Below are 10,729 nucleotides of genomic sequence, written 5' to 3' on the forward strand. Positions count from 1 at the left end.
AGTTATGACATTGCCGTTGCTGGGGCCGATGACGCTATCCGGCTTCGCGCATTCATGGTTCTTCCTATTCCTGTTTGTCGTGGCCGGACTGGTCGCGCTGTACATCCTGATGCAGCTGGCGCGCCAGCGGCGAATGCTGCGGTTCGCCAACATGGAGTTGCTGGAGAGCGTCGCACCCAAGCGGCCATCCCGCTGGCGGCATGTCCCGGCGATCCTGCTGGTGTTATCGCTGCTGCTGTTCACCATCGCGATGGCCGGTCCGACGCATGACGTCCGGATTCCCCGCAACCGCGCGGTGGTGATGTTGGTGATCGACGTGTCGCAGTCGATGCGCGCCACCGACGTCGAGCCCAGCCGGATGGTGGCCGCGCAGGAGGCTGCCAAGCAGTTCGCCGACGAGTTGACCCCGGGCATCAATCTGGGATTGATTGCCTACGCGGGCACGGCGACGGTCCTGGTGTCGCCGACGACCAACCGGGAGGCGACCAAGAATGCGCTGGACAAGTTACAGTTCGCCGACCGTACCGCCACCGGGGAGGCGATCTTCACCGCGCTGCAGGCCATCGCCACGGTTGGCGCGGTGATCGGTGGCGGCGACACGCCGCCGCCGGCGCGCATCGTGCTGTTCTCCGACGGCAAGGAGACGATGCCGACCAACCCGGACAACCCCAAGGGCGCCTACACCGCCGCCCGCACCGCCAAGGACCAGGGCGTGCCGATTTCGACGATCTCGTTCGGCACCCCATACGGCTTCGTCGAGATCAACGACCAGCGCCAACCGGTGCCCGTCGACGACGAAACGATGAAGAAGGTCGCCCAGCTCTCCGGTGGAAATTCCTACAATGCGGCGACTTTGGCCGAGCTGAGGGCCGTTTACTCGTCGCTGCAGCAGCAGATCGGCTACGAGACCATCAAGGGTGACGCCAGCGTCGGCTGGTTGCGGTTGGGTGCGCTGGCGCTGGCGTTGGCGGCGCTAGCGGCGCTGCTCATCAACCGGCGGTTGCCGACTTAGCTTCTCCCGCGGCCCCGGCAGCCCGCGAGCGTAACCTGGCTGCGATTTCCGGCGCGGATTTTCGCAGTGCGGTTACGCTCGGAAAGCGCGGGCCTCGCCCACGCGGCGGATGATGTCAGCGGGGTGGTCCTCGGCGACGACCCGGACCACGATCCACCCGTAGCGGTGCTGGACTTTCTCGTGCCGGAGGATGTCTTTCCGGTAGTGGTAGCGACTGGTCAGATGGTGGTCGCCGTCATACTCGGCCGCGACCTTGATGTCTTGCCAGCCCATATCCAAATGGGCTTCCGCCCAGCCCCATTCGTTGCGCACCGCGATCTGCGTCTGGGGGCGCGGAAAGCCGGCGCGGATCAACAACAAGCGCAGCCAGGTTTCCTTGGGGGACTGGGCACCGCCGTCGACGAGGTCCAGAGCGGCTCTTGCGGCCTTCATGCCACGGCGGCCCCGATAGCGCTCGATCAGCGGCTCGACGTCGGCCACCTTCAAATCGGTGGCCTGTATCAGGGCGTCGACGGCCGCGACGGCGGGGTCCAATGGAAATCGACTGGTCAGGTCGAGCGCCGTTCGCTCCGGTGTGGTCACGCGCATGCCCTCGATGACGCAGATCTCGTCGGGCTCGATGCGCTCTTCCCAGACTTGCAGCCCCGGGGCACGGCGGCGGTTGGTGTCGATGATCGCGGCGGGAAGATCCGCGTCGATCCACTTGGCGCCATGGAAGGCAGAAGCCGAGTAGCCGGCCAGCACGCCGCGGCGGCGCGAGCGCAGCCACAGCGCTTTTGCACGCAATTGCGCGGTCAGTTCCACACCCTGCGGCACGTACACGTCTTTATGTAGCGCGACATACCTGCTGCGCAATTCGTAGGGCGTCAATACACCCGCAGCCAGGGCCTCGCTGCCCAGAAAGGGATCCGTCATGGTCGAAGTGTGCTGAGTCACACCGACAAACGTCACGAGCGTAACCCCAGTGCGAAAGTTCCCGCCGGAAATCGCAGCCACGTTACGCTCGTGGACATACCGATTTCGGCCCGGCCGCGGCGAGACGATAGGTTGTCGGGGTGACTGCCACAGCCACTGAAGGGGCCAAACCCCCATTCGTATCCCGTTCAGTCCTGGTTACCGGAGGAAACCGGGGGATCGGGCTGGCGATCGCACAGCGGCTGGCTGCCGACGGCCACAAGGTGGCCGTCACCCACCGTGGATCCGGAGCGCCAAAGGGGCTGTTTGGCGTCGAATGTGACGTCACCGACAGCGACGCCGTCGATCGCGCCTTCACGGCGGTAGAAGAGCACCAGGGTCCGGTCGAGGTGCTGGTGTCCAACGCCGGCCTATCCGCGGACGCATTCCTCATGCGGATGACCGAGGAAAAGTTCGAGAAGGTCATCAACGCCAACCTCACCGGGGCGTTCCGGGTGGCTCAACGGGCATCGCGCAGCATGCAGCGCAACAAATTCGGTCGAATGATATTCATAGGTTCGGTCTCCGGCAGCTGGGGCATCGGCAACCAGGCCAACTACGCAGCCTCCAAGGCCGGAGTGATTGGCATGGCCCGCTCGATCGCCCGCGAGCTGTCGAAGGCAAACGTGACCGCGAATGTGGTGGCCCCGGGCTACATCGACACCGATATGACCCGCGCGCTGGATGAGCGGATTCAGCAGGGGGCGCTGCAATTTATCCCAGCGAAGCGGGTCGGCACCCCCGCCGAGGTCGCCGGGGTGGTCAGCTTCCTGGCTTCCGAGGATGCGAGCTATATCTCCGGTGCGGTCATCCCGGTCGACGGCGGCATGGGTATGGGCCACTGACACAACACAAGGACGCACATGACAGGACTGCTGGACGGCAAACGGATTCTGGTTAGCGGAATCATCACCGACTCGTCGATCGCGTTTCACATCGCACGGGTAGCCCAGGAGCAGGGCGCCCAGCTGGTGCTCACCGGGTTCGACCGGCTGCGGCTGATTCAGCGCATCACCGACCGGCTGCCGGCAAAGGCCCCGCTGCTCGAACTCGACGTGCAAAACGAGGAGCACCTGGCCAGCTTGGCCGGCCGGGTGACCGAGGCGATCGGGGCGGGCAACAAGCTCGACGGGGTGGTGCATTCGATTGGGTTCATGCCGCAGACCGGGATGGGCATCAACCCGTTCTTCGACGCGCCCTACGCGGATGTGTCCAAGGGCATCCACATCTCGGCGTATTCGTATGCTTCGATGGCCAAGGCGCTGCTGCCGATCATGAACCCCGGAGGTTCCATCGTCGGCATGGACTTCGACCCGAGCCGGGCGATGCCGGCCTACAACTGGATGACGGTCGCCAAGAGCGCGTTGGAGTCGGTCAACAGGTTCGTGGCGCGCGAGGCCGGCAAGTACGGTGTGCGTTCGAATCTCGTTGCCGCAGGCCCTATCCGGACGCTGGCGATGAGTGCGATCGTCGGCGGTGCGCTCGGCGAGGAGGCCGGCGCCCAGATCCAGCTGCTCGAGGAGGGCTGGGATCAGCGCGCTCCGATCGGCTGGAACATGAAGGATGCGACGCCGGTCGCCAAGACGGTGTGCGCGCTGCTGTCTGACTGGCTGCCGGCGACCACGGGTGACATCATCTACGCCGACGGCGGCGCGCACACCCAATTGCTCTAGAACGCATGCAATTTGATGCCGTCCTGCTGCTGTCGTTCGGCGGACCGGAAGGGCCCGAGCAGGTGCGGCCGTTCCTGGAGAACGTTACCCGGGGCCGCGGTGTGCCTGCCGAACGGTTGGACGCGGTGGCCGAGCACTACCTGCATTTCGGTGGGGTATCACCGATCAATGGCATTAATCGCACACTGATCGCGGAGCTGGAGGCGCAGCAAGAACTGCCGGTGTACTTCGGTAACCGCAACTGGGAGCCGTATGTAGAAGATGCCGTTACGGCCATGCGCGACAACGGTGTCCGGCGTGCAGCGGTCTTTGCGACATCTGCGTGGAGCGGTTACTCGAGCTGCACACAGTACGTGGAGGACATCGCGCGGGCCCGCCGCGCGGCCGGGCGCGACGCGCCTGAACTGGTAAAACTGCGGCCCTACTTCGACCATCCGCTGTTCGTCGAGATGTTCGCCGACGCCATCACCGCGGCCGCCGCAACCGTGCGCGGTGATGCCCGGCTGGTGTTCACCGCGCATTCGATCCCGACGGCCGCCGACCGCCGCTGTGGCCCCAACCTCTACAGCCGCCAAGTCGCCTACGCCACAAGGCTGGTCGCGGCCGCTGCCGGATACTGCGACTTTGACCTGGCCTGGCAGTCGAGATCGGGCCCGCCGCAGGTGCCCTGGCTGGAGCCAGACGTTACCGACCAGCTCACCGGTCTGGCTGGGGCCGGCATCAACGCGGTGATCGTGTGTCCCATTGGATTCGTCGCCGACCATATCGAGGTGGTGTGGGATCTCGACCACGAGTTGCGATTACAAGCCGAGGCAGCGGGCATCGCGTACGCCCGGGCCAGCACCCCCAATGCCGACCCGCGGTTCGCTCGACTAGCCAGAGGTTTGATCGACGAACTCCGTTACGGCCGTATACCTGCGCGGGTGAGTGGCCCCGATCCGGTGCCGGGCTGTCTGTCCAGCATCAACGGCCAGCCATGCCGTCCGCCGCACTGCGTGGCTAGCGTCAGTCCGGCCAGGCCGAGTGCAGGATCGCCGTGACCGCGGACATCCGGGCCGAGCGCACCACGGCGGTCAACGGTCTCAACGCATCGGTGGCACGCTGAGCGTCCGACAACGACTGCGTTCCGATCGGCAATCGACTCAGCCCGGCACTGACCGCGATGATCGCATCGACGTGCGCGGCATTCTCGAGCACCCGCAATGCGCGCGATGGCGCGTGGTCGGGAACCCGGTGTTGCCGTGACGATTCGAGCAACTGCTCGACGAGGCCACGGGGCTTGGCGACGTCGCTAGATCCCAGTCCGATGGTGCTCAAGGCTTCGGCGGCCGAGCGCACCGCTGACCGCAACGCGTATTCGGCATCGCCGAGCTCGTAGTGTTCCAACACTGGGGCCCCGGGAAGTGAATACACCATCCAAGAAAGTGCACACAATTCGGGCGTGAGTGGCTCGCTCTGCGCGGCTTCGTCGACATCGCCATAGGAGAACTCCGGGACCAGGCCAACGGCGCTGCCGGGATCCTCCGGGTTGGCGACGATCACCGCCTCGCCGGCGGCAAGGGCGTCGTGCTCGAACTGTGTTCCCGCAGCCAGCCCGCGCACATCGCCCGGCACCGGCAACACCACATTGATCGTCCCCCGCAGTCGGCGCCGGCCCACCGCGGCGCGCAGTGTCTGCAGGAGCGAGACCGTTCCAGCATCGTGGACGTCGGGCCACGGCAGCCCGGTGTGGCCCGCAGCCACGGCATCATAAGCTGCGACGGATTGCGTTGGCGCCCAAAGTGATAATGCATCCAACACGTCGTCGGGAGCAGCCTTGCCGGCGAGCCAAGCGTTAGCCCAGATCGACAGCGAAACACTGGGACACCACATGATCTTGCAGTGTAGTTGTTCGACCCGGCTGACGCGGATCACGCGTATCCTAAGCGCATGCCCGTCGCTTTGATCTGGCTTATCGCGGCGTTGGTGCTCGTCGGCGCAGAGGCACTGACCGGCGACATGTTCTTGCTGATGCTCGGCGGCGGTGCGCTGGCCGCCTCGGTAAGCAGCTGGCTGCTGGCTTGGCCGATGTGGGCCGACGGGGCGGTGTTTCTCCTCGTCTCGGTGCTGCTGCTGGTGTTGGTTCGGCCGGCGGTGCGGCGCCGGCTGACGCAGACCAAAGGTGTGCAGCTGGGCATCGAGGCGCTGGAGGGTAAGAAGGCGGTGGTGCTTGGTCGGGTGGCCCGCGACGGGGGTCAGGTGAAGCTGGACGGCCAGGTGTGGACGGCGCGCCCGCTCAACGACGGTGATGTGTTCGAACCTGGTGACTCGGTGACCGTGGTGCAAATCGACGGCGCCACGGCGGTGGTCTTCAAGGACGTGTAGGGACTCGAGAAAGGAATTCCGGTGCAAGGAGCCGTTGCTGGTCTGGTGTTTCTGGCCGTCCTGGTGATTTTCGCCATCATCGTGGTGGCCAAGTCGGTGGCGCTGATCCCGCAGGCGGAGGCCGCGGTGATCGAGCGGCTGGGTCGCTATAGTCGTACGGTCAGTGGGCAGTTGACGCTGTTGGTGCCGTTCATCGACCGCGTCCGGGCTCGGGTGGACCTGCGCGAGCGGGTGGTGTCGTTTCCGCCGCAACCGGTGATCACCGAGGACAACTTGACGCTGAACATCGACACCGTCGTCTACTTCCAGGTGACCGTTCCGCAGGCGGCGGTGTACGAGATCAGCAATTACATCGTCGGGGTCGAACAGCTCACCACCACCACCCTGCGCAACGTTGTCGGCGGGATGACGCTGGAGCAGACGTTGACCTCGCGTGACCAGATCAACGCCCAGCTGCGCGGCGTTCTCGATGAGGCGACCGGCCGCTGGGGTCTGCGGGTGGCGCGGGTGGAGCTGCGCAGCATCGATCCGCCGCCGTCGATTCAGGCGTCGATGGAAAAGCAGATGAAGGCCGACCGGGAGAAGCGAGCGATGATTCTGACCGCCGAAGGTACCCGGGAGGCGGCGATAAAACAGGCCGAGGGGCAAAAGCAGGCGCAGATCCTGGCCGCCGAGGGCGCCAAGCAGGCCGCGATCTTGGCTGCTGAGGCCGATCGGCAGTCTCGGATGCTGCGCGCTCAGGGTGAGCGCGCCGCGGCCTACCTGCAGGCGCAAGGGCAGGCCAAGGCCATCGAGAAGACGTTCGCCGCGATCAAGGCTGGCCGGCCCACCCCGGAGATGCTGGCCTACCAATACCTGCAGACGCTGCCGGAGATGGCGCGTGGGGACGCCAACAAGGTATGGGTGGTGCCCAGCGACTTCAACGCCGCACTGCAGGGGTTCACCAGGCTGCTGGGCAAGCCGGGTGAGGACGGGGTGTTCCGGTTCGAGCCGTCCCCGGTCGAAGACCAGCCCAAGCACGCGGCCGACGGTGACGACGCCGAGGTCGCCGGCTGGTTCTCCACCGATACCGACCCGTCGATCGCTCGGGCGGTGGCTACAGCCGAGGCGATAGCCCGCAAGCCGGTCGAGGGTTCGCTGGGGACGCCCCCCAGGTTGACTCAATAGAGTGGTCCGATGAGTGGTTTGACCTCACCGAAAACCTATGCGGTACTGGCAGCTCTGCAGGCGGGCGACGCGGTGGCGTGCGCCATCCCGCTGCCACCTATCGCCAGGTTACTCGACGACTTGGACGTTCCGGTCAGCGTTCGCCCGGTGCTGCCGGTGGTCAAGGCCGCCTCTGCGGTCGGTTTGTTGTCGGTCACCCGATTCCCGGCCTTGGCGCGGCTGACGACAGCGATGTTGACGTTGTACTTCATCCTCGCCGTGGGGGCACATGTCCGGGTGCGAGATCGCGTTGTTAATGCGATTCCGGCGGCGTCATTCCTGACGTTGTTCGCGCTGATGACGGCAAAGGGGCCGGAGCGCACTTAAGCATGGAGGCGCAACTCGACCTATGGCAGTGGTGTGTCGGTCGGTGAGGTCGAGGTGCTCAAGGTCGAAAACAGCCGGGTGCGCGCCGAGCAGCTGGCCAAACTGTACGAATTGCGCTCAAGTCGGGATCGGGTCAGGGTCGACGCCGCACTAGCCGAGCTGAGCCGCGCCGCGGCCGCCCGCGGTTGTGCCGGTACTAGCGGGCTCGGCAACAACCTGATGGCGCCGGGGCCGCCCCATTCCCTCCTGGGACGGGATCGCTGACGCCACAATCGACCTGCTACGAAGGCTGGCCGAGCGGCTGGGGTACACACTGGATTGGCGAGCGATCCGTGGAGCCGAACCCGTTGCCACCGCCATTCTGCGTCGGTTAGTCTCTTTTTCGACCTTGGGGCGCGGAGGGTCGTTATGGTGTGTCACAGTGCTTTGCTGTCAAAGGCATTGGCGGTGCCGACCAAGCGACACTGGGCAGTGCAGAAATCCTCGTGAAATACGCTCAACTCGCTGACAAACGCGCTCGGGTATATGTCCTGGTGTCGACCTGGTTGGTCGTGTGGGGTATCTGGCATGTGTATTTTGTCGAAGCTGTCTTTCCGAATGCCATCCTGTGGTTGCATTATTACGCGGCCAGCTATGAATTCGGGTTTGTACGTCGCGGGCTGGGCGGTGAACTGATTCGCATGTTGACCGGCGATCATTTCTTTGCCGGCGCCTATACCGTTCTGTGGACGTCTATCACGGTGTGGCTGATCGCCCTTGCCGTCGTGGTGTGGCTTATCCTTTCCACGGGCAACCGGTCCGAGCGCAGGATAATGCTTGCCCTCCTCGTTCCGGTGCTACCCTTTGCCTTTTCTTACGCCATCTATAATCCACATCCGGAACTCTTCGGGATGACCGCGTTGGTAGCCTTCAGCATTTTTCTGACCAGGGCCCACACCTCTCGAACCCGGGTGATCCTCAGTACGCTGTACGGACTTACGATGGCCGTGCTGGCGCTCATACACGAAGCGATTCCACTGGAATTCGCACTCGGCGCGGTGCTGGCGATAATCGTGTTGTCGAAGAATGCGACAGGTGCGACAAGGCGAATCTGTACTGCGTTGGCCATCGGTCCGGGGACCGTCTCAGTATTGTTGCTCGCTGTGGTCGGGCGTCGCGATATCGCGGACCAGTTGTGTGCCCATATCCCGCATGGGATGGTCGAAAATCCGTGGGCGGTTGCAACGACACCGCAGCGAGTTCTCGATTACATATTCGGTCGTGTCGAGAGCCATGCAGATTACCACGATTGGGTGTGCGAGCATGTGACCCCGTGGTTTAACCTCGACTGGATTACCTCTGCAAAGCTGGTGGCCGTGGTTGGCTTCCGCGCACTATTCGGTGCATTCCTCCTCGGGTTGCTGTTCTTCGTTGCCACGACATCGATGATCCGCTATGTCTCCGCCGTGCCGGTCAGAACCTTCTTTGCCGAACTGCGCGGCAATCTGGCGTTGCCGGTGCTGGCATCGGCATTGCTGGTTCCGCTGTTCATCACCGCTGTCGACTGGACTCGCTGGTGGGTGATGATCACACTCGACGTGGCCATTGTCTACATCTTGTACGCGATCGACAGACCGGAGATCGAGCAACCGCCGTCGAGGAGAAACGTGCAGGTCTTCGTCTGCGTTGTGTTGGTGCTGGCGGTGATACCGACCGGGTCCGCCAACAACATCGGCAGATGAGGCACCCCGCGGGACCACCCGAAGGCGGGCATGGTGACGTAGGCCAACCGCCGCTGACATGCTTGGGACGGTGATGCTGTTGCAGGCCTATTAGGGGTTGTCGGATCGGGAGCCTTGTGACCGGTTGGCCCTTGATCTGCGTTGGGAGGCCGCGGCGGGGTTGACGGTGCACGCGCCGTCGTTGCATCCCACGGTGTTGGTCGGGATGCGTAACCGGCTGCGGGCTTCGGATCCGACGTGTTGGTGGATGCACCATTTTCAAATGCCGTCGCGGGTCGAAACTTGGGTGCCGTCGAAGAATAACCCCACCAAAGGCCCTACATCAGCGCCGTCCTACGTTCGTGTGTCGGACAATCCTTAGTGCCGATGCCGGATATTCGGGCACTAACGGAAAAGACGTCCTCCGCGTAGAGGCTCCGTTGTTCGAGGCCCAGTTACAGGGGCAAGGTCAGTGGCCGTGACCTCTGCTTCCCGACACGAGAATGCTGGCCGACCGAACGTAGCGCGGTGCGTTGACGGCATCGAGCTGCCACGCCAAATTTGCACGCGCTGATGCGCTGACCCCGACCGAAGGTTTATCAAATGAGAGCCGGCTCGCGCACAGGGTCGTCGTAACCCGGCATGCGTCGGTGCTGCCGTCGATAATTGCGGATCTCATAGACGAGCCCAGTCAGACCTAGCGCGCCCGTGCATACCGACACCAGGATCAGCAGCGGGCTACCGCTACCGGCGAACGCGTCGCCCAGGATGACCACCGCCGCGGTGCCGGGGAGCAAGCCTGCCAAGGTCGCCCAGGCGAAGGACAGGATCCGCACGCCCGAGGCGCCGGCGGCATAGTTGATCGCCGCGAACGGGACGACGGGAATGAGCCGCAGCGACAAGATGGCCAGCCAGCCTCGCTCACGCAGACGCTCGTCCAGCCGGTTGATCGCTCGGCGGCGCACCAGACTGTTCAGCTGCCAGCCGGTGGCACGCACCAGCAGCATCGCGATTACCGCGCTAGCGGTGCTGCCGACCACCGCGATGAATACGCCCACCACAGAGCCGAACAACAGCCCGGCGGCCAACGTGAACGCGGTGCGGGGGAATGGCGGCACCGTGACGACGGTATGCACCAGCAAAAATGCCAGCGGGAACCACGCGCCCAGTGACTTGGCCCAGTCGCGCAATTCCACCGCAGTGGGCACCGGAACCAGCAGCGCGACCACTACCAGTACTGTGATTCCCACCACTGTTCCCACGATGCGCGGCAGCGACGCCTGACGCGCGACCGCGCCGAGCGAGGTGGCGATACCGTGCACGGTTTCGGTGGTGTTGCAGATGGCGGGAGCCGTCACGTCTTCGGAGCGTACGGGGTCAACATGAATAACTCGTTTCCCCAGGCTGGCGTTTCGTCACACTCCGGCCGCGATTGCCGCACCTGGGCGTCTATATGGGCGTCCCGATCAACTAGCCTTATTAGTTAAGTGACA

General features: G+C 64.3%; 12 protein-coding genes. 9 read left to right on the forward strand and 3 right to left on the reverse strand.

What is annotated here, in order from left to right; genetic code table 11:
- Positions 1-4: 4 nt before the first annotated feature.
- The gene (locus tag Rv1481) at positions 5-1,012 is read left to right on the forward strand and encodes a membrane protein (protein ID NP_215997.1); all 1,008 of its coding nucleotides are present in this window, start codon (positions 5-7) and stop codon (positions 1,010-1,012) included.
- Positions 1,013-1,084: 72 nt separating this feature from the next.
- Here the strand turns inward: Rv1481 and Rv1482c are convergent, their stop codons facing one another.
- Positions 1,085-1,927, reverse strand: a complete 843-nt coding sequence (locus Rv1482c; RefSeq protein ID NP_215998.2) for a hypothetical protein — start codon at positions 1,925-1,927, stop codon at positions 1,085-1,087.
- Positions 1,928-2,067: 140 nt separating this feature from the next.
- Between Rv1482c and fabG1 the strand changes: the two genes are divergently transcribed.
- Genes fabG1 through hemZ form a run of 3 tightly spaced genes read left to right on the forward strand, consistent with a single transcriptional unit; the run spans position 2,068 to position 4,679 of the window.
- Entirely contained in the window at positions 2,068-2,811 is a 744-nt protein-coding gene (gene fabG1 / locus Rv1483) for a 3-oxoacyl-ACP reductase FabG (protein NP_215999.1), read from the forward strand.
- Positions 2,812-2,829: 18 nt separating this feature from the next.
- Positions 2,830-3,639 carry an NADH-dependent enoyl-[ACP] reductase gene (inhA, locus tag Rv1484; RefSeq protein ID NP_216000.1) on the forward strand — a complete coding sequence of 270 codons (810 nt, stop codon included), beginning with the start codon at positions 2,830-2,832 and terminating at the stop codon, positions 3,637-3,639.
- Positions 3,640-3,644: 5 nt separating this feature from the next.
- Complete coding sequence (hemZ, locus tag Rv1485) at positions 3,645-4,679, forward strand: ferrochelatase (RefSeq protein NP_216001.1); 1,035 nt, start codon at positions 3,645-3,647, stop codon at positions 4,677-4,679.
- Here hemZ and Rv1486c read toward each other — a convergent pair.
- Entirely contained in the window at positions 4,645-5,511 is an 867-nt protein-coding gene (locus Rv1486c; RefSeq protein ID NP_216002.2) for a hypothetical protein, read from the reverse strand. The two genes, hemZ and Rv1486c, sit on opposite strands and share 35 nt — an antisense overlap.
- A gap of 57 nt (positions 5,512-5,568) precedes the next feature.
- Here Rv1486c and Rv1487 point away from each other — a divergent pair, with 57 nt between their 5' ends.
- The 5 genes from Rv1487 to Rv1490 all read left to right on the forward strand — a co-directional run bounded on the left by Rv1487 (position 5,569) and on the right by Rv1490 (position 9,257).
- Positions 5,569-6,003: a hypothetical protein gene (locus Rv1487; RefSeq protein NP_216003.1), complete on the forward strand. Its 435-nt coding sequence runs from the start codon at positions 5,569-5,571 to the stop codon at positions 6,001-6,003.
- Between the two features lie 21 nt (positions 6,004-6,024).
- A complete protein-coding gene (locus tag Rv1488; RefSeq protein NP_216004.1) occupies positions 6,025-7,170 on the forward strand; it encodes a hypothetical protein in 1,146 nt (381 codons plus the stop codon).
- Between the two features lie 9 nt (positions 7,171-7,179).
- On the forward strand, positions 7,180-7,536 hold the full coding sequence (locus tag Rv1489) for a hypothetical protein (protein YP_177645.1): 357 nt from the start codon (positions 7,180-7,182) through the stop codon (positions 7,534-7,536).
- A gap of 33 nt (positions 7,537-7,569) precedes the next feature.
- Positions 7,570-7,800: a hypothetical protein gene (locus Rv1489A; protein ID YP_177646.1), complete on the forward strand. Its 231-nt coding sequence runs from the start codon at positions 7,570-7,572 to the stop codon at positions 7,798-7,800.
- Positions 7,801-7,949: 149 nt separating this feature from the next.
- Entirely contained in the window at positions 7,950-9,257 is a 1,308-nt protein-coding gene (locus Rv1490) for a membrane protein (RefSeq protein NP_216006.1), read from the forward strand.
- 578 nt (positions 9,258-9,835) lie between these two features.
- On the opposite strand, the gene Rv1491c is transcribed toward Rv1490, so the two are convergent.
- Entirely contained in the window at positions 9,836-10,594 is a 759-nt protein-coding gene (locus Rv1491c) for a TVP38/TMEM64 family membrane protein (RefSeq protein ID NP_216007.1), read from the reverse strand.
- Positions 10,595-10,729 lie beyond the last annotated feature (135 nt).

Origin of the sequence: Mycobacterium tuberculosis H37Rv (genome assembly GCF_000195955.2) — a bacterium.
GTDB classification, from domain to species: Bacteria; Actinomycetota; Actinomycetes; order Mycobacteriales; family Mycobacteriaceae; genus Mycobacterium; species Mycobacterium tuberculosis.

Excerpts from the sequence above, each read along its gene's own strand:
- Rv1481 (NP_215997.1), top strand. The coding sequence starts at position 5 with ATGACATTGCCGTTGCTGGGGCCGATGACGCTATCCGGCTTCGCGCAT.
- Rv1482c (NP_215998.2), bottom strand. The coding sequence starts at position 1,927 with ATGACGGATCCCTTTCTGGGCAGCGAGGCCCTGGCTGCGGGTGTATTG.
- inhA (NP_216000.1), top strand. The coding sequence starts at position 2,830 with ATGACAGGACTGCTGGACGGCAAACGGATTCTGGTTAGCGGAATCATC.
- hemZ (NP_216001.1), top strand. The coding sequence starts at position 3,645 with ATGCAATTTGATGCCGTCCTGCTGCTGTCGTTCGGCGGACCGGAAGGG.
- Rv1486c (NP_216002.2), bottom strand. The coding sequence starts at position 5,511 with ATGTGGTGTCCCAGTGTTTCGCTGTCGATCTGGGCTAACGCTTGGCTC.
- Rv1487 (NP_216003.1), top strand. The coding sequence starts at position 5,569 with ATGCCCGTCGCTTTGATCTGGCTTATCGCGGCGTTGGTGCTCGTCGGC.
- Rv1489 (YP_177645.1), top strand. The coding sequence starts at position 7,180 with ATGAGTGGTTTGACCTCACCGAAAACCTATGCGGTACTGGCAGCTCTG.